We start from the raw sequence: 19,133 nt of genomic DNA on the forward strand, positions 1-19,133 counted from the left end.
TCTTCTTATAGTATCGAGAAAAATGAATACCTATTGCGTATAATAGGATTAATAATGGATTGCGAAGGACGGGTATGAAGATTATTCTATTTTTATGGTTTATGACTATAAGTTTTGTCTCTTCGAGTGCCATTATTTATGTAAAAGGGCTGCCTATGGCATTGGAACAAAAGAATGATGTTTATCTTCTTCCTCCCTCAAACGTAACCCCATCGAATACAACTTTATTTTATATCACTATGGATGGTGGATGGTGTTAATAAAGTGTGCATGCTGGATACCCATATTGATGGCGGTTTCTTTCAAATTACTCAAGTTGCCTTTCTAATTAATGGAGCTAGAACCGTATGGAATTGTTATGCTTACGAAACCACGGTGATTAAAGTTCTTCCATGGTAGCAACTACATTAGTTTGTTCACTGTTTGAGCTGTAAAGTTTCTTTATATTTTTCAGGTCCGACCTGAATAGATAACTCATATTTGGAGTCACATCCACACAGCAGATTTCCATTGTGCATGAAAAAAGACCGCCGAACATATTTTGTTCTGTGATTCCGTGAGCATCTTTTAAAGCCTCTCTAATCCTTGATTTGGTTTTGCGTCATGAGCCATATCATTAATTACTTATGATGCAAAAGCGACACGCTTTCTCTTCATTTTAATCTGCATAAATTAATATGGAATGGGCCGTCGTAATCAATAACTTAGATTACGCTTCGCTAAAATTATTGAGGTCTCAATTTACCGCATCAATTTGGCGTAATTTTTTTTACTTCCTCGCCATCCTTTTCCGATAAAGTTTCGGCTGATAAAAATAATGTTTTAGCTCTTGTACTGGCGTCGGATATAGAATGAATTTTAATCGAACTGATTGGCTTTTTAATGGCGGCATGTTTGTTTAACTCGCGCGCGCTTGAAAAGAATTTTTGATTCTCTATAGAAGAATAGACACGATATGCCTTGTTTATTGCTGTATCTGCAAGACGATTAAACTCTTGTTCAGAGATAATTTCTTTGCTTTTCTCATATATCGCAACTTTTAATTCATTTAAGATAGCTACGGTAATTTCGCCTGAAAATCTACTAAATGGCTGCTGCTCTTTCCCACCTTGAAAAATCACTACCGCTTGGTTATATAAATCATTAGCTAATTTTTTGTGTAGTCGTTTGATTTCCAAAACCTCGTAAACTTTATTAGCTTTGTTTATAGCATCGCTTGTTATTTTTTTATACATTGCCTCAGGTATAACTGAATAAGCTGGTTCAAGGTATGTCTGTTTCACTAAATCCTCTATTAATTTGACTATAACTTCATTAGCAAACAGGTTATAGGGCCCGCCTTCTCGCGTTCCCAATAGGATAGCTAAAACTTGATTATATATTCCATCACTAATTTCCTTTTTTAATTTAGGATTTATAGTAGTAAAGTTAACTATTATTGATTGAAACGTTTGTTCTCTATCTACAAGTGTTTCAAATTCTTCAGTTGTAGTTTTATTTGTTATGCGATTACCCCTCATAACAGCAGAGGAAATAAAAAGACCCATATGCTTTAAATCTTTTTCTAATCGGTTTTCAATTTGTTGCATTATAGGCTTATTGTTATCAATACATATCTCTATAGTTGTACCAGTAATAAATTTGATTCTAACCCATGTTTCTCTAGCCATTATGGCAATCCTCAATTAATATTGTGTCTGCAAATTGCGCAGATTGTACGCGGTTATTATTAAATCAACCTTAAGAAGTAGATAACTAATTTCATCCGAATTACCTCAATTATCTGTTACTGAGAAAGGAGGTTTATTTATATTCAAATTACAGCAAATACGATACTAAAGGAGGAGTAAAGCGTTAAGTAAACGCAGTTAGATGAATTTTTGTGAAACCCATCATTATTATCGCAAAGTTCTTCCATGGTAGTAACCGATTATATTGTTTTAAAAGCATAATGGCAGAGACAACTGCTCAGGATTTATCCTTATCGAGCCACTTCTTTGTTTGCTTTTTCCATTCTGAATAACACTCATTGCCACAAAAATATCGAACATAATCGTCACCCTCAAATGAATTAGCTGCTGATTTGGGGACTTGTTTAAGGCAAGTGTAACAGCTTTCAGTTTCGCAATTTGCCGTGAGGCCAAATTTTTCAAATGAGGTTATCAAGGCTAGGGCTTTCCTGTCGTCCTTCATATGGGCTTTAACAGGCTCTTTATGGACTCCCAGGGAAAGCCCTCCAATAAGGACATGTTCTTTTGGAATTGCTATTTGCTTTTTAGTAAATGCCTCATCCAGGGTAACCCAACAACAACCAAGGCCAAGGGCTGTGGCTGCCAACCACATATTTTGCATAGCCGCAGCACCACTGTATAGGTGCTGGTTATGTTGTTTTAACCATGCATCAATGTCGATTGTTTTATCAACTGTGACGATAATTAAAAGCTGAGCTTGAGATAAAAATGAAGCATGATGTGCGTTCTCAGCTAACATTTTCAGACTTTCTTTTTTTCGAACCAGCGTAAAATGCCAGGGTTGAGAGTTTAATGGGCTAGGGGCAAATTGACCGGCTTGAAGAATCGTTTCAATATCTTTTTCGTTTAATTCCTCGCTGGTATAAGCCCTAATAGCGCGTCTTTGCTTAATTAACTCTATAATATCCATCATAACCCTCGTGAATATTCCTTACTCAATTAAGGTATAAGCAAGATTGATGTTTTTGACAACTCTGAACTGCTCATAAGGGTGTCAGAAAACGCATCGCTAAATATTTTTGCGGAGGGGACTCCCGCCAAAAACACGCTTGTTTTTAATTTATTTTTTAGGTATCTAAGTACTGTCGAGATATTCCCCGTGGCGGAATTATTTTTTATTCTTGCTTTGAGCAATCAGAAGTTCAGAATCTTTAACCTGCCCTATTGATCTTTGGGTAATTGTTTCATCATGTCAAAGACAAATATACATTCAACGTCGAAGTTATTGTTGTATTGTCAGATCATATGCATGCCATTTGAATGCTGACTGAAGAAGATTTTATTACTCTTGCGCTGGCATTCGATTAAATCTTATTACTTTATTTGTGTCAAATTATTGAGTATAATGCCCATTTTTTATTGATACTTTAGCAGCATTCTTAGATGACCCCGCCTTAGACAAATATCCATAAATAAAGCCAATAATATTATTAATCTAACTTGTAGACACATTTCCGTTGGATAAACGTCCTGTGGACTCAAGTCATCTCATTTTAGCAGGAACACTATGTTTTTACTTTCAAACCGTGCCGAATGGTTTAGCAACGTACGTGCCGATATTTTATCAGGCATCGTTGTCGCTTTAGCCCTTATCCCCGAAGCTATTGCTTTTTCAATTATTGCAGGCGTTGATCCCAAAGTAGGTTTATATGCTTCTTTTGCCATAGCCACTGTCACCGCATTTACAGGTGGACGTACAGGAATGATTTCAGCTGCAACCGGTGCCATGGCGCTTTTGATGGTTACCCTGGTAAAAGCACATGGATTACAGTATTTGCTGGCGACCACTGTGCTGACCGGTCTTTTTCAAATGGTTGCCGGTTATTTAAATCTAGGTAGTTTGATGCGTTTTGTGTCACGCTCTGTTGTCACAGGCTTTGTCAACGCGCTTGCCATTCTTATTTTTTTAGCGCAATTGCCTGAATTAGTGCATGTAGGATGGCAAGTTTATGTTTTAACAGCCGGTGGACTTGCCATAATTTATTTATTCCCTTTCATCAATAAAAATATTCCCTCACCATTGATTGCTATTCTTGTATTGACAGCATTGAGCGTATTTTTCCATTTACCGGTGCGAACGGTGGGTGATATGGGGGACTTACCTGACACTTTGCCGTTTTTTCTATGGCCAGATATTCCTTTAAACCTGCAAACGTTAACTATTATTTTTCCTTATGCTTTTGGCCTGGCTGTAGTTGGCTTATTAGAATCAATGATGACGGCAACCATCGTTGATGATTTAACAGATAGTAAAAGCAACAAGAACAGGGAATGTAAAGCTCAGGGAATTGCTAATATATTTGCTGGATGTTTGGGAGGCATGGCAGGATGCGCCATGATAGGCCAATCAGTTATTAATATTAAATCCGGAGGTCGTGGGCGATTATCTACACTCACCGCGGGTGTGATGCTGCTATGTATGGTTGTTTTTTTTAATGACTGGGTTTCTAAAATTCCAATGGCAGCTTTGGTTTCGGTGATGATTATGGTATCCATCGGCACTTTTTCCTGGGAGTCTTTAAAAAATTTAAAAATACATCCGCTATCATCGAATATCGTCATGCTTTCAACGGTTTTTGTCGTGGTAGCAACCCATAACCTTGCTTATGGTGTTTTTGTAGGTGTTGTGATTGCAGCGTTATTTTTTGCCCATAAAGTGGGACGTTTAGTGGTAGTTTCATCAAGCAAAGAGGATGACGTTACCTGTCGAACCTACAAAGTTCGTGGACAGATATTTTTTGCTTCATCAGAACAGTTTTTTAATGCCTTTGATACGAAAGAATCACTTGAAGAAGTGGTTATTGATGTTAGTCAAGCCCATTTTTGGGATATTACTGCTGTGTCGACTCTGGATAAGATTGTACTTAAATTCAGAGAACGAGGTGCGAAGGTTGAAGTTATTGGTAAGAATGAAGCAAGTGCGACAATTATTGAGTTACTTGCCGTGCATGATAAACCAGAGAAACTTAAAAGAGCACTTAGTGCTCATTAGTGCTTAATAGCGACAGTATTTTGTTCCGGCTTCGCTTGTAAGAATAAGCGCCTTCTTAACCATAGTGCTATATTAACAAGAAAAATTAATATAGGAACTTCAACAAGCGGACCAATGACAGTTGCAAAGGCAACCGCAGCCATTGCCATGAAAATCCATAGAGTCAAATAACGATCTAAAAATGACATTCGGCGTGTGCCCCAAGTACTCATGATAGCAATTCCTGTTCAATTTTTAATTTAAGCTGATGAAATACTGTTTCAAATGCCGCATTGATTTCTTCTTTGCTTCCTTGGGTTTGAGCAGGATCGGGTATGCTCCAATGAAGCTTTGTGGGGTGTCCTGGAAAAATGGGGCAGGATTCACTGGCTGCCTTATCACAAACAGTAATCACAACATCAAAAGTTTGTGATTTAAATTCTTCCCAAGATTTACTTCGGGAAGTATTGGCCTTTATTGCGTGACGTTCAAGTGTTTCTATGGCTTTTGGATGCACATGATTAACTGGGGCACTGCCGGCGCTAAAGGCCAAATAGTGATTGGACGCATAATGATTAAGCATTGCTTCTGCCATAATGGAACGGCAAGAATTCCCTGTGCACAGAAACAATAACTTAATAGGTTGCCTATTCGTCATTTGCAGCACTCATTGGTTTTTATTTTGGAGTCGCAACAGGCATTGGCACCATTAGATTTGGGTGCACAACATGAGTTATTTCCTGAATTTTCACCAGAAAAAAACTGTGCATCCTCCATGGTATGGTAGGCTTCCCATGCAATTCCATTTGGATCATTAACCCAGGACTTTTCAGATTTAGCATAACAACAGGTTGTTTCACCATTGCTATGGGTTGAAATATTGGCTTGTGAAAATTGTTTTCTCAGCGCCTCTAATTCAAGCGCATCATCTACTTGGATACCTAAGTGTTCTATACCTTTTTTGCCGGCCCGTGTTGAAACAGCAAAATTAATACGAGGATCATCTAACATCCATTTAGCATAATCCGATTTGACTTTAACAGGCTCAGCTCCAAATAAAGCATTATAGAAGCGGATGCTGTCAGCCAGATTACTAACACTAATATGAACATGGAAACGTTTCATGATCTACTCCTTTGTAGAAGGACAACAATTATTCAATTCAATAATCAGACAGTTTCTTGTATCAGATTGTTGAATGTTGACTTGTTGTTTACTGCAACAATCCTGAACCATGAAGGCTATAAAATCGCGCATTAATTCAAAGTTTGCTGAATAAATGACGTAGCGTCCTTTACGTTGAGAATTTACAATCCCAGCATTTGACAAATGGCTTAAATGAAATGACAGGGTATTGTGTAAAACACCCAGCGCCTCGCCAATTGTGCTTGCTGATAATCCTTCAGGTCCTGCCTGAACAAGTATTCGAAAAACTTGTAAACGGGTTTCCTGTGAAAGGGTATCAAATATTTTTAGTGCGTCTAATATGTCCATGCTTCTAGAATAATAGAAATTGTGAGGTTAGTCAAAAAAATGGGGTCTTATTTGCTGTACAAGTCACATGTTATACAGATGAAGCGCTTAGAATTGTCAGGATTGCTAGGGCTTAGCGAAGACTGAATCGGTCATGAAGTTGCTCAAGGGACTTTTGAGTATTCCCTTTGCTGTTAATGGTAGAAACACCTAAAAGGGACCGCATTTTTATTCAATTAATTGAGTTAAATATATCCTATTTGGACAAATTAAAGGCTTCGTGTTACAATTCGCCATATTTTATATTTACACACAATGACGAACAAATGCCCAAGCAAGATACCCCATTACCCAAAAGAACTCGAAGAGTCCCTAAGAAATTAAGTGATTATCAGCTTTCATCAAAAATTGCTATATCAGAGATGCAAACCAAGACCTTTAAAAATGGCAAAAGAAATTTTTCTTCTCAAGTAGGCATGCAGACTTTTTTTTCTTCACCTAAAAGATCAAAAGCAAACAGATTTAAGGGAAAAACAGATAAAAGGGCCATTAATATTGATCTGATTCTAAGAAAAATTGGAATCGATAATATGATCGCCGATGAATATATACCCTCTCCAATTGATTTATCAGATTCGGTTGCTGTGAAGGTTGTTGATTTGCTAAAGGAGATGGGGGGGCGGGGACTTTTTGCTAATCAAGATATTGAGAAAGGTACTTGCATTGGTGTGTATACTGGAGAAGAGTACGCAAGCAAGGCAGAATTTGAACGTTATCTAGCACTAAACCCAACCGCCGATAATAGCTATGCTATGAATATAGGCCGTAGAATTATCGACGCGGCTACAAAGGGGAATTTTACCCGTTATATTAATTTTTCAGATAGCCAGGATAATGTTGAGTTTCAGGAAAGAGTAAGAAACGGTAGAAAAGTTGTTGAGGTAATTGCATTAAAAAATATTCGTCAAGGACAACAAATATTGGTTAATTATAATACCTACAACGAAAATGCATCAAAATTGTATTATTTCCTTAATCCTGGTGATGGGTGGCTCTCTGCAAGTGACTGTTATGAGCAAAATAAAACAAGTTATAAATTATTTGTCATGCGCGATGAATGTGAGGCATTGCAAATCAAAAAAAATGATAATTTCTTTATCAACCGAATCGTTTCCACAGTATTTGCTAATCAGTCATTAAGCTCATTAATGGATGTAAGTCCATCTGAAATCGACCTTCCTATATTAAAAGTGAACTCGCGTAGCCAAGTGCTTGATTTTAAGGACAGTGATACCTTCACTGCTTTAATGATAGCTTGTTATTTGGGCCAGTTGAACAATGTGAATTGGCTAATAATACAGGGGGCAAATGTTAATCAGCAACAAAATCACACGGGAAATTGTCCATTATTCTTTGCCTTATCAGGGTATTGTTCAGGAATAGCTAATACTAGCAATTATTTAGATATAATTACTTCACTAATTAGAAGCGGTGCGAATCCACGTGTACATGACCGTTCCGATAAATCGTTCCTACATAAGGCAATTGAGTCACTTTCTAATAAAGACTTTAAAACAGTAATAGATGCAATAAAAGAAAAATCACCGCTTCAGTTTGATGAATTATATGGTTATATCGATGAGAACGATTTTGATATTGTTCAATATGCGCTTAAAGCCAAGCAACTGGATAAGGTACGATGTTTATTAGAAGCTAACTCAGGCTACCTTAGCTTATATCGTGGTAAGAGATCCTCTCGTCATCGTGAAGAAATAGCTTTATTTAAAGTTGCAATTCAAGATTATGATCCCTTTGAATTGGACGTACTTTATAAAATGCTTGGTGAAGAAGGAATGGGTTTACCTGAAAGTTTTTTAGAAAGAATGGGCTTATGCTCTGCTGACACTATGACTTCTAGGTTTCAATAAACGGCAATTTTTTCAGGATTAGCTGCTTTCGTAATCGGTATCGATGGTAAAGCAACCGCACATGCCTCATCCTTTGCGTGAAATTTGAACTATTATTATAAAATACCTTATTCGCTATAGGACAAAATCATGGAAAAGTCTTCTCCAGGTTCTTCAAGAAAACAATCTAAACCAAAAGTTAAAAAGAATGATTTAAAAAATATTTCTGGAGGCACTCGTTTAAAAGATGTATTCGACCCACCTGCGCACAATGAGAGTCCGCATGATTCTGATGAGATTCGTCGGTTAATTAGGGAGGGAATCAAACGTTAATGGCATGATTATTTTAAATAGGCCACAGGAAGCGGGTGGTAAGTTGAATATATTTGACGTATCTAACTATTATCACAAATATTACCCTGTTGAAGACTTCTGGAATCTTTGAAATAATTTGTCAGCACGTTGCAAAATGATGCTAGTAAATGGGCTGGTTGTTATGTTTTTTTGAATTTTGTTAATTAGATTCAAGACCTCTTTGCGTACTAAGGCACCAGATAGATGAGCATCCTCTGCCATTTGTATAAAGTGACGTGGAAATAGGCTATCAAAATCATATTTGCTTCCAATTTTCATCGCCATTTTACTAGCAAGATTAGGATAATATATGGTTGAAATCATATCGTAGAAAGGTGCTAAACGAGTTTTTGAACCATGATAGAGCAAAGAGAAATTTTTGCTATGTGCATCATTGTTGCCAATAATCACATTAAACAGAATCCCTTGTAATAATTCTTTTATGTCAAAGACAGGAAGACTTGATATCTCTCTTATTAAACTAAAGCATTCACTAATTTGGGGTCCGCCTTCTCGCTGATATTTCATCTCAGGGCCAACACCCATTGCTTGACAAAAATCTTCTTGATGAAGGCGTTGAATTCCTTGCTCTGTCTCAACCCGATCATAACGTTTAACTAGCAGGTAAGGGGTGTCATCAGCATAATGGATGGCGGCCTCCACAGCATTTAATCCAATTTTTTGTGCCAGATTAAGGCAGAAGCACTCATTTTCAATTAAGGAGGGGAAATCTCGATTAATTGGTTTTAAAATATGAGTACTGGGTGCACCATTCAGTGGTATTGCGAGATTTCCTTCAATAATAGCCACTGGGAGTTTATCCTGAGCTCCAGCAAGAGATAACCGGATTCCATCCTCACCTACTATCATTGGTCTTTGATGCATGGTTTGCAGGATTTCTAATACGTCTTGTTTTTTGATAATTTTATAGTCCGGCTTTAGCTGGGCTATGGGTGTATTTTGAGGTAATATCATCACAGCTCCGGCACACTCACCACCGATAGCAGCTAATAAGGCAAAATCATTTTTTTCACTGATACCCAATTGACGAGCAATCGCAGTGCGCATATGAGCTTCAGGCAAGAGTCCACTAAAAAACGGACGACATTGCTTCATTGAGTAAGGTTTTTTTTGAAGAGGAAGGGAGTGTGACAGGGGGAGATTTTTCTTGTTTTCCAAGTAATAATCATCGTACTCAAAAGACATATCGCCATGTGTATCAATACTTAATTGGCCTGTTAGTATTTGGTTAAGATAGACATCCAGTTTATGATTTTTCATTTTCGAAATCAGCATGAGATAAGTTGAGTTGAATCCCAAGTACTTGCAGTACTTGCAGCATTTTTCCAATTTGGCAAGTGGGCTTTCCATTTTCCAAATCAATAATAAAACGCAATCCAGTTCCAGCAGTTAAAGCCAAATCTTTTTGGGTAACATCAAGTTCTTTCCGCACTTTGCGAATATAACGTCCTATATTTTCTGGAGATTGAGTCATCATTTTTCTTCTAATGTTCCCGTACGGTAATTTTATACGCTATTTGAAGAAAATTCCATAAAATATTCCCGAGCGGTAATAAACTGATGTTCTTCACCTATTAAATAAAAATGTTACCGATCGGGAAGATCGATTGAGACCCTAAAGCGGCAGTTTAAATCTTGAAATCGACAGAAGCTCTAGCGTTATTTATTTCTGCATTATTATAATTTAAATTTAGGAGAAAACATGAAAGTTGTAATAATTGAACAATTTGGACCTTCAAGTGTGATGAAGCTGATAGATCAGCCAACGCCCAATCCAGGTGACGACGAAGTTCTTGTCAGAGTGAAAGCTGCTTCCGTAAACCCTGTCGATATACAAACCAGAAGGGGAGACTACAACGATTCGATTACATTACCAGCTAGGCTCGGAGTTGATTGTGCAGGTATCATTGAGAAGGTTGGAAAAGGTGTCCATGGTTTTCAGATTGGGGATGAGGTGTTCTATGTCCCGAGGCTACTCGAAAACGAGGGGAGTTATGCAACGCATCATGTCGAGAAAGCAACCATAGTCGCAAAAAAACCTGAAACGATTTCTTTTGAACAAGCTGCTACGTTACCGTTATCCGCTGGTACCGCATGGGAGTGTTTGATTGAGAGGGGGCGCCTAAAGTCGGGTGATAAAGTTCTCATTCATGGCGGAGCAGGAGGCGTCGGTGTGTATGCAATCCAGATTGCAAAGTTTTTTGGAGCGCATGTTGTAACTACATCTGGACTACATAACAAAGATTTTGTAGAAATGCTAGGAGCTGATGTCAGTTATGATTATCGCAAAGAGTTGTTGTATCAAGAGCTTCATCAAGACTATCCCGCTGGTTTTGATATTATCCTAGATACCGTGGGTCAAAAAACAATAGAAAATAGTCTTTCATTACTGGCAACTTCAGGGAGGTTAGTGTCAATTGTCGATATGTCTGAACCTCAAAACTTGATTAGTGGCTGGCTAGTTAATGCAGAGCTCCATTTTGTTTTTACAACTCAATCCGCGAAAAGGCTTGCTGAAATTGCAAAAGTGGTCGATGCGGGCGGTATAAAGCCTATTATTGAACGTGTTATGAAGTTAAGTGAAATAGTGTTAGCTCATGATCTAATCGAGGCTGGAAACAGAAAAGGTAAGATTGTAATCTCAATAGATTAGTGCGTGTGTGGATTAAAAGTAGTTAGCCGAATCTATCTACAGTGCAAACGGCGCCATCTGAAAAATTTGCAGCATTTTTGCAGATGATGGAATAAGTTTTTGTCTGAATCAGTGACGGTAGACACTATCAAAAAAGATGGGGGTATACTGGAGCAAAGAGTTGAGTTATTTGGGGGAGTTAGCGAAAGCAAAGATTAAAATACAAATTGATACTGGTTATGATGCAGTTACCCCTGGGCCAATAGAAGCCCAATATCCTGTGCTTCTTAGTGACCTTCCTGCCCCTAAATTCGTACCTATCTAATTTATACGGTAATTGCAGAAACATTGCACGCCATTACATTATTGGGAATGGCGAATAGTCGATTGAAAGACTACTTGGATCTTTATGTATTATTAAGTAATGAACAGTTGAATAATCAAGTTTTGGCTCAAGCCATACGGGCTACATTTACTCGTCGAGGTATGGCTGTCCCTGATGCGCTGCCTATTGGCCTGATTGATGAGTTTGCCAATGACCTAAGCAGAGAGTCAATGTGGAAAGCTTTTTTGAGAAAGAATGAACTAGAGCAGAAACCATTAACTGAAGTTATTGCTGTGATCAGAAATTTGATTCAAATGCCATTTTCTTTGGCAAATAGATGCATCAAATAGAGATTATATATTCGTAAATTATCCCGACTATGAGGACTCCAAAATCATCCAAAATATGCTTAAAAAATAAAAACTGGAAGCTTGAATTTTAATCACTTGCCTTGCGGGGGGCTACAATAATTCACATTTATTACTTTTGGGGGTAATTATTGTAGTATGCCTTTTGGCTCTAGTAACGGCAACACGTAATGTAAGCTTGGAACGTTCTATGGATTTTGATTCAGTTGGGTTTAAAACAATACGACCGCTTTTTATAGCCCTCAAATATAAAAACTTCATCACCAACTGCTTCAAGTGCTTCTGCAATTGTAATCAAAGTGGAAGATGCAAATTCGGTCATAACCCTTTCTGACTTAATAAGCAAAACAACCACAACCCAGTGCCCATGGATTGTCAAAATTAGGCCTATAATGGGCTGTCTTATTCAACCCGAGCCAGCGTGATAATTTGCCATCATGTCCATGAACCATACAGGAAGTCCCATGCCAATGCGGTGCTGCATAGCCACCATAATGTGCTACAGGGGACCATTCCGGTGAAGGTGGAGGTATAGGTGGGTCAAAGGATTTGAATTCTTCAGCAGCATACACGATTTTGCCTCCGACCACAGTGAGTACTGAAGTAATCGCTTTAATTGCTTCGTCAGCCACATGCATGAAATCGTCGGAGAGTACGGCTAAATCAGCATATTGACCAACAGATAAGGCGCCTTTTACAGTTTCTTCATTTGATTTATAGGCACTACCTTGCGTCCACAGGCGCAGTGCTTCTTCACGTTCTAGCCGATTGTTGTCATGATATAACGAAAGTCCCCCAACTGTTTTTCCTGTAATTAACCAATAGAGAGAAACAAAAGGATTGTAGCTTGCTACACGGGTAGCATCAGTTCCACCTCCTACAGGAATTTCCATATCGAGCATTTTACGAATGGGTGGGGCATTTTGTGCTGCTTCCTTGCCATATCGCTCAACAAAATATTCACCCTGGAATGCCATGCGGTGTTGTACTGCAATACCACCTCCAAGCTTTTTAATACGTTCCAGATTGTGTTCATCTACTGTTTCTGCATGATCAAAGAACCAGCGCAAACCATCAAATGCTGTATCCTTGTTTACTGATTCAAATACACTTAGTGCACGATCAATGGTTTCATTATAGGTTGCATGCAATCGGAAGGGCCAACGTTGGTCAACAAGAAAACGTACTACATCTTTTAATTCGTCTTCCATTTTTCCAGGCATATCTGGACGTGGTTGCAAGAAATCTTCAAAATCTGCTGCGGAAAAGACTAGCATTTCACCAGCACCGTTGTGACGATAAAAGCCATCGCCACTATAAGGACTAATCTGTTTAGTCCATTGTTGAAAATCAGCTAATTCCCTACCTGGATTTTGAGTAAAAAGATTATAGGCAATACGCACGGTCATTAAACCTTCTTGATGCAGTTTTTCAATCACTTGATAATCTTCAGGATAGTTTTGAAATCCACCACCGGCATCAATACAGCTGGTAATCCCTAAGCGGTTTAATTCGCGCATGAAATGGCGGGGAGAATTAACTTGATGTTCAAAGGGCAGTTTGGGACCTTTAGCTAGGGTGGAATAAAGAATCATTGCATTTGGTTCAGCAATCAGCATACCAGTTGGATTGCCTTTTTTATCACGTTCAATACGACCACCTATTGGATCAGGTGATTCACGAGTAATTCCTGCTGCTTTAAGTGCTGCGCCATTGAGTAACGCGCGGTCGTACAAATGCAGAATAAATACAGGCGTGTTAGGTGCTGCGTGGTTGATTTCAGCAAGGGTTGGCATCCGGCGTTCTTTGAATTGGAACTCGCTCCATCCACCTACGACACGAACCCATTGTGGATTTGGTGTTCGTTCTGCTTGTACTTTCAATATCATTAGTGCATCAGCTAGTCTGACTACCCCATCCCAACGTAGCTCCATATTATAATTAAGACCGCCACGAATAAGATGTAGATGTGAATCATTAAGTCCTGGAATGACTCGCTTACCCTGAAGGTTGATTTGCTGTGTTCCTTGTCCTGCGAGTTTCAGGATTTCTGCATCGTTACCAATCGCCGTGACTACCCCATCTGATAAAGCAATGGCCGATACTTCTGATTTTTTTTTATCTAACGTTGTGACTTTTCCATGATAAAGAATAAGTTCGGGATGTCCTTTTGACATAATGGTTTCTCCTGAAACATAGACAGATCAATAACTTTCATTACCGTCCGTAATTTTAAGCAACAATTAAGCTTTATTTTGGGGTTGCATGACCTTATGGAGATATTTTGCTCGTTGCCCGTAGTCATGCACCATGCTTGCTGCATAATCAATACCCATTCCATAGGCACCGAAATGATCACGCACAATATTGGTTATACCTTCGTAAGTCTCCTTACGACTCCAGTCACGTTGTAATTCGAGGGTTAACTGTACTGTAGAGATTGATTCGGCACCATGTTGTTCACAACGACGAATCGCTGCGTCATGAGCTTCTTTCGATGTACCTCCAGAGGCATCAATATTCATGATGACCTCATATCCTTCATCCAAAGCACATAGCGTGGGAAAAATTAAACAGGCTTCTGTCCAGAGTGCTGCAATAACCAGTTTTTTTCGCCCCGTTTTTTTTACCGCATCCACAAAAACCTTGTCTTCCCAACTGTTCATGCTGGTACGCTCAATGGGGTCTTGTTGCAGTACATCCATCAACTCAGGCCAAATGTAACCACTGAATGATTCTGTTTCGACTGCGGTTAGGAGGGTGGGGATATTGAATAATTTGGCAGTTTTTGCCATGGCGACCACGTTATTCTTAAGCAGCTGACGATCAATGCTGGTGACACCAAATGACATTTGCGGTTGGTGATCAATAAAAACAAAAGCGCAGTTTTGTGGGGTAAGTAATTGTTCGGTTGCTGCAGACATTGCCTTCTCCGGGAGTGTGTTATTAATTCCATTTCATACTGAATTTATACTATAGCTCAAAGCAAAATAACCGCAACCATGCGGGGTCATATTAGGCTAAAGAATTAGGGCGTTTATGTTGACACTTGTTATCTGTGAGTGCACCGTAAGTGCCCCTTAGCGGTCTTCAATCTTTGGGAATTACTCGGAACTGCTTAATTTTATTGGTGGGCCCACTAGGACTTGAACCTAGGACGACCAACGGATTATGAGTCTGTAAAATGCGGGTTTTAGCACGTTTTATCAAATTTTAAATTCTTTCAAAAACCTTTTAAAATCAACGTTTATAAGCCATAATTTGCCATATTGGAATTTATTTAGTTTTAAATAAAGTGTCTACATGGCGTCTACATGGAATTTTAGAGGTGTATTATGGTGGAAGCTGAAAAGGGTATTAAATTAACCAAAACCATCGTTGATAAACTCGAATATATCGCTGGAAAAACCCAAACCTTTTATCGTGAGCATGATTTAAAGGCTTTGCTTTAAGAATTACCTCTGGCGGCGTCAAAAAGCTTCATCGTTGAAAACAAGAATCAACGGTAAGGGCTATTTTTAATTACGCCATGTATGAATATTAAGATGGTAACGGCCATTCCATCATCACTATTAACCCGGTCAAATACCTATCGCATACCCGGGGATGGTATCGAGTGGATCGAAAACAAACTGTCATCAACCGCATCAATTAGCTGAGTTGTATAAAGCTATAATTGTATTGGTAGAGACCGATAACTACCGCAATGCCTTATTGTGGCATGATTATTTTTTATTACTCTTATTCACTGGCATGCGAAAAATGGAAGCAGCTTCTTTACGTTGGGAGGATATTGATCTCAAATCTAAAACGCTCACTTTGCAAGATACCAAAAACCACGAAATCCATACACTGCCTATGTCTGATTTTGTCTATGAGCTAATGGAACGTAGAAGCCGGAATAAATCCAGTGAATTTGTATTTCCTGCTGATAGCAAAACTGGCTACGTCTATGAACCTAAAAAAGCAGTAAATAGGGTGGTGGAATTATCCGGTGTACCATTTACTTTACATGATCTGAGAAGAACATTCGCTACTATTGCTGATAGCCTTGATTTACCTGCTTATGCCTTGAAGCGTTTGCTGAATCACAAAATGAATAATGATGTTACAGCAGGGTACATCATGAAAGATGTTGAGCGGTTGAGAAAGCCGATGCAACAAGTAGCTAATTTTTTACAGGAACACATGACAGAGGCAGTTGAGTTATGAATATCAATGAAGTAATAGATCATTGGAAACATATTTCACCGGTAATACGTGAACCTCAAAATGTAGACGAATACGATAAATTGGCTGATTTTCTTGATAAGTTGCTGGATATTGTTGGTGAAGATGAGGCACATGAGCTAATAGGACTTGTAGATGTAATTTTGCCAAGTATGATGAAACTCATTAGAATTAATTGATTTGTTCCGTTTTTACCCTATTTGTTTGTATGTGGGGATAAATCGACATGTGGGGCATCCACGCCATTACTGGACTAATAATTGAGTAGAAATTTTGCTATTAAAAAGTCATGTTAAGAAAATCCACTTTTTTTAACACGAACATGTACTCATGTTAAAAAATCTCTATTTTCTTAACATGATGAGTACAAGGATCTGAATATTACATGCTAATCATTAAATCCTTTCTTGATCATTTCAAGCATCGTGAGCGCATGATCGTATTCAAGTTGAGAGTGAGTTATAGAAATAGCCAGATTATCCATTAAGATGGGATCATTAAATAACTCCTTAAGACGAATCTTAGTTTCTAGAGATAGTTCCTTAAAATCTCGCCCTAAAAGCCGACACCCGCTTAAGGTATAATCAAAGTCCTTCTCTAAAAGATCATGATGTTTTCCATTTAGCCTATCTTGATCATCGAAATCGAAGTAGTTGGAAATAATATAAGCCAAATCACTTGCATCTTTATTTGCCTTTCTGGAAAGCCAGGAAAATAGCTTTAAAAGTGCCAATCCTAAGGATGAGGCTACTTTTATAGTAAGATCGTTAATACTGATATCCATAGATCTTTGATATGCATCATTAAATCCTGTTAGGCTAAATTCGATGTCATATTCTGGTGGCCATTTTAGAGTAGAGTTCTCATCTTTTATATCGCCGAAAGGGACTATGTCTAGATAACCATATTTATTTGATTGAAGTCGGTGTTCACTTTTTTGATAGACAACAAAATCGCTCTTTTCGATTAGGGCATTTTTAATTTTATAGAACTCTTCCCAGCTTTTGCAGCAGATAGCTATATCGGTATCTAATGTTGCTCTTTGAGCTTCGTTTTTACCAAAATATTCTAAAAGAATATCTCGAGCTTTAGCTCCAATTAAAAAATAAGTACAATCATTGATAAGGGTAATTTCATTTATCAATTTAAATAAATCAATATTTTCTTCTGAAAAGCTATTCCATTTGTTGTTTAATGAATTTGTCATAAATAATTTCCGCGGTTTCTTGGTTGCGTTCATCTGATGAGCTTAATAAATCGGCATAAATCAAAATAAAGGGTACAACATTATGTTTGTATAACTTTGTATCAAAATTCCAAAATTTTTTTATCAGCTCAATATTCCCATTAATATTTTTCTTTAATCGGTATTTATACTGTAGTAAAGGCAATTCATTATCTGCATACACTGTAATTATTTGTGGTTTTAGATATTGGGTTAATTTAGCAGCGGCTATTTCTCCTCCCCAAAGAAAATTAAAGTCTATTGGGTTCGTTTCTTTTAATTTCTCAAGATTATCGCTGTTAAATTTTTCAATTATTAATTTGGGGCGTAATTTTTCGTTGTACCCAATACACCATTTGCTTAGTAAATTTTCTTTATTAAGTAAGAATTTTTCGCCATGATTTTTTTCAGTTATATATCCGTATTTTTCTAATATTGAAAAAGTTTTACTTACACTCCCAAGTGCTACATCACTCATTTTTGCAATGTCACGGTAGTTATGGTTTAAGGCACTTTTCATTGTTAATAATGTAAAAATAATTTTTATGCTGGCAACGCTAAGCGTGAAAGAGTTTGTATCTAATTGGTTTGATTTCTGAGGTGTTTCACCCTTAATAGAGATATAGACTGGGTCAGTATTTATAAACATATTTCCTGAAAAATCTATATATTCAATATTCGCATTTTGCAATTTTTCAGCAAGATTTTTATTTATGTACTTAGTAATTAGTATGCTTTTTTTATCTAAATGATGCATATGCTGAATTATTGCACCCACGTTTGTTTGATCAATATTACCAATCATTTCAGGATTAAAATTAAGCTTGGTATGAGGTTTTATATAGATATAAAGCTGATTGATTTTTTCGTCATACTTGCATTGAAATCCTAGTTTATCTTTAATATTAGATATCAATTGTTGAGTATTCATAGCCGTTTACCATTCGCCCTTTGTTCATAATTATAGTATGTTCATTAAAAATGAACAACATTAAAAAATGAACAAGCCTGTTAACCAATTGTTTTTAGGTATTTTCGTCTAAAATAACCCCAAGATAAATAATTTAATTCCATGTGGAAATCCTAGGTTATTAAGCTGTGGAAATCATAGTTTATTGTGTTGCAACGAGAAATTTTATTGATGAGATAAAAATCTTTGGGACTAAGGGGACACAAGTGGGATGTTCTCATCATTACTGGACTAGATTCGTCCCAGCCTTCTATTGCAACACTGGGACGCATGGGACATGAGTAATTCTTACATATTGAAGGCTATGATTAATTCGCAATTCGCGAATTGCGAATTAATGACATGGCATGTTTAGTATTTATTTCCAATATCATTCGATACCGTTTATTTGAATTCGATCTTTTTGCTTGACAAGATTTGAAGGAATACGCAATACTTTTTCCGAGCTTGAAGTTGAAGCTTTCATGGCCAAAAGGCTAGTGAATATCAATTACTTGTCCAAATTTAGTCGGATAGGCATTTGAATTCATCTCCAGGGACGGTGCAGGTCGGCATTATGCTGAATGAATAGTCACATGCGGAGTCCCTATGTCTTTACAAAAACCAACACGTTTACATCTATTAAACGAATTTGAATCTGCGCCACATTCTGCGCTTTTTAATCAACAAACCATCGCTGCGGTATTAAGCTGCTCCACCCAGTTACTTGAACGTAACCGTTGGTCGGGTGGTGGTGTTCCTTATTTGAAAATCGGTCGCAAGGTGTTGTACCGAAAAAGCGATGTATTGAGTTTTCTCCAACAACAAAAAATTTATTACTCAACCAGTGACGAAGGTCAGTTACAGCTCGTTGAGAACGCATAAATTTAAAATTTGTCAGAATGGATTTGTTTCATTCCGATGGTT

The 19,133-nt window shown here is 37.7% G+C and carries 22 protein-coding genes; 10 read left to right on the forward strand and 12 right to left on the reverse strand.

What is annotated here, in order from left to right:
• Nucleotides 1-74 precede the first annotated feature (74 nt).
• The gene (locus Ljam_RS15255) at nt 75-260 is read left to right on the forward strand and encodes a hypothetical protein (protein ID WP_083415622.1); all 186 of its coding nucleotides are present in this window, start codon (nt 75-77) and stop codon (nt 258-260) included.
• Nucleotides 261-749: 489 nt separating this feature from the next.
• Here Ljam_RS15255 and Ljam_RS12645 read toward each other — a convergent pair whose 3' ends face one another.
• Nucleotides 750-1,670 carry a hypothetical protein gene (locus tag Ljam_RS12645; protein WP_058450366.1) on the reverse strand — a complete coding sequence of 307 codons (921 nt, stop codon included), beginning with the start codon at nt 1,668-1,670 and terminating at the stop codon, nt 750-752.
• A 298-nt stretch (nt 1,671-1,968) separates the two neighbouring features.
• Entirely contained in the window at nt 1,969-2,664 is a 696-nt protein-coding gene (locus tag Ljam_RS12650) for a DUF3330 domain-containing protein (protein ID WP_058450367.1), read from the reverse strand.
• Nucleotides 2,665-3,258: 594 nt separating this feature from the next.
• On the opposite strand from Ljam_RS12650, the gene Ljam_RS12655 reads away from it, so the two are divergent.
• Nucleotides 3,259-4,743, forward strand: coding sequence for a SulP family inorganic anion transporter (locus tag Ljam_RS12655; protein ID WP_058450368.1), 1,485 nt, complete (start codon nt 3,259-3,261; stop codon nt 4,741-4,743).
• Here Ljam_RS12655 and Ljam_RS12660 read toward each other — a convergent pair.
• The 4 genes from Ljam_RS12660 to Ljam_RS12675 are packed head-to-tail and all read right to left on the reverse strand — an operon-like array spanning nt 4,740 to nt 6,216.
• Nucleotides 4,740-4,955, reverse strand: coding sequence for a hypothetical protein (locus tag Ljam_RS12660; RefSeq protein WP_058450369.1), 216 nt, complete (start codon nt 4,953-4,955; stop codon nt 4,740-4,742). The genes Ljam_RS12655 and Ljam_RS12660 overlap by 4 nt on opposite strands.
• Entirely contained in the window at nt 4,952-5,380 is a 429-nt protein-coding gene (locus Ljam_RS12665; RefSeq protein WP_065235550.1) for an arsenate reductase ArsC, read from the reverse strand. The genes Ljam_RS12660 and Ljam_RS12665 overlap by 4 nt, the downstream gene beginning before the upstream one ends.
• Nucleotides 5,377-5,847, reverse strand: coding sequence for an ArsI/CadI family heavy metal resistance metalloenzyme (locus Ljam_RS12670; protein WP_058450370.1), 471 nt, complete (start codon nt 5,845-5,847; stop codon nt 5,377-5,379). Before Ljam_RS12670 ends, Ljam_RS12665 begins: the two co-directional genes overlap by 4 nt.
• Before the next feature lie 3 nt (nt 5,848-5,850).
• Nucleotides 5,851-6,216, reverse strand: coding sequence for an ArsR/SmtB family transcription factor (locus Ljam_RS12675; protein ID WP_058450371.1), 366 nt, complete (start codon nt 6,214-6,216; stop codon nt 5,851-5,853).
• A gap of 305 nt (nt 6,217-6,521) precedes the next feature.
• On the opposite strand from Ljam_RS12675, the gene ankI reads away from it, so the two are divergent.
• On the forward strand, nt 6,522-8,123 hold the full coding sequence (ankI, locus tag Ljam_RS12680) for a Dot/Icm T4SS effector AnkI/LegAS4 (RefSeq protein WP_162262924.1): 1,602 nt from the start codon (nt 6,522-6,524) through the stop codon (nt 8,121-8,123).
• A gap of 129 nt (nt 8,124-8,252) precedes the next feature.
• Entirely contained in the window at nt 8,253-8,435 is a 183-nt protein-coding gene (locus tag Ljam_RS12685) for a hypothetical protein (RefSeq protein ID WP_058450373.1), read from the forward strand.
• A gap of 81 nt (nt 8,436-8,516) precedes the next feature.
• Here Ljam_RS12685 and Ljam_RS12690 read toward each other — a convergent pair whose 3' ends face one another.
• Together Ljam_RS12690 and Ljam_RS12695 are read right to left on the reverse strand one after the other, a co-directional pair.
• A complete protein-coding gene (locus Ljam_RS12690; protein ID WP_058450374.1) occupies nt 8,517-9,737 on the reverse strand; it encodes a type II toxin-antitoxin system HipA family toxin in 1,221 nt (406 codons plus the stop codon).
• A complete protein-coding gene (locus Ljam_RS12695; RefSeq protein WP_238583729.1) occupies nt 9,724-9,954 on the reverse strand; it encodes a helix-turn-helix transcriptional regulator in 231 nt (76 codons plus the stop codon). Before Ljam_RS12695 ends, Ljam_RS12690 begins: the two co-directional genes overlap by 14 nt.
• 225 nt (nt 9,955-10,179) lie before the next feature.
• On the opposite strand from Ljam_RS12695, the gene Ljam_RS12700 reads away from it, so the two are divergent.
• The 3 genes from Ljam_RS12700 (at nt 10,180) to Ljam_RS15550 (ending at nt 11,784) form a co-directional block, all read left to right on the forward strand.
• The gene (locus Ljam_RS12700; RefSeq protein ID WP_058450376.1) at nt 10,180-11,130 is read left to right on the forward strand and encodes an NADP-dependent oxidoreductase; all 951 of its coding nucleotides are present in this window, start codon (nt 10,180-10,182) and stop codon (nt 11,128-11,130) included.
• 160 nt (nt 11,131-11,290) lie between these two features.
• Nucleotides 11,291-11,434 carry a hypothetical protein gene (locus tag Ljam_RS15545; RefSeq protein WP_238583730.1) on the forward strand — a complete coding sequence of 48 codons (144 nt, stop codon included), beginning with the start codon at nt 11,291-11,293 and terminating at the stop codon, nt 11,432-11,434.
• A gap of 23 nt (nt 11,435-11,457) precedes the next feature.
• The gene (locus Ljam_RS15550) at nt 11,458-11,784 is read left to right on the forward strand and encodes a nucleotidyl transferase AbiEii/AbiGii toxin family protein (protein ID WP_238583731.1); all 327 of its coding nucleotides are present in this window, start codon (nt 11,458-11,460) and stop codon (nt 11,782-11,784) included.
• 353 nt (nt 11,785-12,137) lie between these two features.
• Here Ljam_RS15550 and Ljam_RS12710 read toward each other — a convergent pair whose 3' ends face one another.
• Nucleotides 12,138-13,979, reverse strand: coding sequence for an amidohydrolase (locus Ljam_RS12710; RefSeq protein ID WP_058450377.1), 1,842 nt, complete (start codon nt 13,977-13,979; stop codon nt 12,138-12,140).
• A gap of 66 nt (nt 13,980-14,045) precedes the next feature.
• Nucleotides 14,046-14,726: a hydrolase gene (locus Ljam_RS12715; RefSeq protein WP_058450378.1), complete on the reverse strand. Its 681-nt coding sequence runs from the start codon at nt 14,724-14,726 to the stop codon at nt 14,046-14,048.
• Between the two features lie 736 nt (nt 14,727-15,462).
• On the opposite strand from Ljam_RS12715, the gene Ljam_RS15660 reads away from it, so the two are divergent.
• Together Ljam_RS15660 and Ljam_RS12725 are read left to right on the forward strand one after the other, a co-directional pair.
• The gene (locus tag Ljam_RS15660; RefSeq protein WP_420795616.1) at nt 15,463-16,014 is read left to right on the forward strand and encodes a tyrosine-type recombinase/integrase; all 552 of its coding nucleotides are present in this window, start codon (nt 15,463-15,465) and stop codon (nt 16,012-16,014) included.
• Nucleotides 16,011-16,211, forward strand: a complete 201-nt coding sequence (locus Ljam_RS12725) for a hypothetical protein (RefSeq protein WP_238583732.1) — start codon at nt 16,011-16,013, stop codon at nt 16,209-16,211. The genes Ljam_RS15660 and Ljam_RS12725 overlap by 4 nt, the downstream gene beginning before the upstream one ends.
• A 209-nt stretch (nt 16,212-16,420) precedes the next feature.
• Here the strand turns inward: Ljam_RS12725 and Ljam_RS12730 are convergent, their stop codons facing one another.
• Both Ljam_RS12730 and Ljam_RS12735 read right to left on the reverse strand, forming a co-directional pair.
• Nucleotides 16,421-17,239, reverse strand: a complete 819-nt coding sequence (locus Ljam_RS12730) for a nucleotidyl transferase AbiEii/AbiGii toxin family protein (RefSeq protein WP_058450379.1) — start codon at nt 17,237-17,239, stop codon at nt 16,421-16,423.
• Nucleotides 17,208-18,188 carry a type IV toxin-antitoxin system AbiEi family antitoxin gene (locus Ljam_RS12735; protein ID WP_058450380.1) on the reverse strand — a complete coding sequence of 327 codons (981 nt, stop codon included), beginning with the start codon at nt 18,186-18,188 and terminating at the stop codon, nt 17,208-17,210. The genes Ljam_RS12730 and Ljam_RS12735 overlap by 32 nt, the downstream gene beginning before the upstream one ends.
• Nucleotides 18,189-18,815: 627 nt before the next feature.
• On the opposite strand from Ljam_RS12735, the gene Ljam_RS12740 reads away from it, so the two are divergent.
• The gene (locus Ljam_RS12740) at nt 18,816-19,091 is read left to right on the forward strand and encodes a MerR family transcriptional regulator (protein ID WP_058450381.1); all 276 of its coding nucleotides are present in this window, start codon (nt 18,816-18,818) and stop codon (nt 19,089-19,091) included.
• Nucleotides 19,092-19,133: the final 42 nt, after the last annotated feature.

The organism is Legionella jamestowniensis (assembly GCF_001467745.1).
GTDB lineage: Bacteria > Pseudomonadota > Gammaproteobacteria > Legionellales > Legionellaceae > Tatlockia > Tatlockia jamestowniensis.

What these genes read in the sequence shown, in the direction of transcription:
- Ljam_RS12700 (WP_058450376.1), top strand. Translation starts at nt 10,180, where the DNA reads ATGAAAGTTGTAATAATTGAACAATTTGGACCTTCAAGTGTGATGAAG.
- Ljam_RS12725 (WP_238583732.1), top strand. Translation starts at nt 16,011, where the DNA reads ATGAATATCAATGAAGTAATAGATCATTGGAAACATATTTCACCGGTA.
- Ljam_RS15255 (WP_083415622.1), top strand. Translation starts at nt 75, where the DNA reads ATGAAGATTATTCTATTTTTATGGTTTATGACTATAAGTTTTGTCTCT.
- Ljam_RS12660 (WP_058450369.1), bottom strand. Translation starts at nt 4,955, where the DNA reads ATGAGTACTTGGGGCACACGCCGAATGTCATTTTTAGATCGTTATTTG.
- Ljam_RS12735 (WP_058450380.1), bottom strand. Translation starts at nt 18,188, where the DNA reads ATGAATACTCAACAATTGATATCTAATATTAAAGATAAACTAGGATTT.
- Ljam_RS12710 (WP_058450377.1), bottom strand. Translation starts at nt 13,979, where the DNA reads ATGTCAAAAGGACATCCCGAACTTATTCTTTATCATGGAAAAGTCACA.
- Ljam_RS12690 (WP_058450374.1), bottom strand. Translation starts at nt 9,737, where the DNA reads ATGAAAAATCATAAACTGGATGTCTATCTTAACCAAATACTAACAGGC.
- Ljam_RS12685 (WP_058450373.1), top strand. Translation starts at nt 8,253, where the DNA reads ATGGAAAAGTCTTCTCCAGGTTCTTCAAGAAAACAATCTAAACCAAAA.
- Ljam_RS12740 (WP_058450381.1), top strand. Translation starts at nt 18,816, where the DNA reads ATGTCTTTACAAAAACCAACACGTTTACATCTATTAAACGAATTTGAA.
- Ljam_RS12715 (WP_058450378.1), bottom strand. Translation starts at nt 14,726, where the DNA reads ATGTCTGCAGCAACCGAACAATTACTTACCCCACAAAACTGCGCTTTT.
- ankI (WP_162262924.1), top strand. Translation starts at nt 6,522, where the DNA reads ATGCCCAAGCAAGATACCCCATTACCCAAAAGAACTCGAAGAGTCCCT.
- Ljam_RS12655 (WP_058450368.1), top strand. Translation starts at nt 3,259, where the DNA reads ATGTTTTTACTTTCAAACCGTGCCGAATGGTTTAGCAACGTACGTGCC.
- Ljam_RS12730 (WP_058450379.1), bottom strand. Translation starts at nt 17,239, where the DNA reads ATGACAAATTCATTAAACAACAAATGGAATAGCTTTTCAGAAGAAAAT.
- Ljam_RS12675 (WP_058450371.1), bottom strand. Translation starts at nt 6,216, where the DNA reads ATGGACATATTAGACGCACTAAAAATATTTGATACCCTTTCACAGGAA.
- Ljam_RS12695 (WP_238583729.1), bottom strand. Translation starts at nt 9,954, where the DNA reads ATGATGACTCAATCTCCAGAAAATATAGGACGTTATATTCGCAAAGTG.
- Ljam_RS12665 (WP_065235550.1), bottom strand. Translation starts at nt 5,380, where the DNA reads ATGACGAATAGGCAACCTATTAAGTTATTGTTTCTGTGCACAGGGAAT.
- Ljam_RS12650 (WP_058450367.1), bottom strand. Translation starts at nt 2,664, where the DNA reads ATGATGGATATTATAGAGTTAATTAAGCAAAGACGCGCTATTAGGGCT.
- Ljam_RS12645 (WP_058450366.1), bottom strand. Translation starts at nt 1,670, where the DNA reads ATGGCTAGAGAAACATGGGTTAGAATCAAATTTATTACTGGTACAACT.
- Ljam_RS12670 (WP_058450370.1), bottom strand. Translation starts at nt 5,847, where the DNA reads ATGAAACGTTTCCATGTTCATATTAGTGTTAGTAATCTGGCTGACAGC.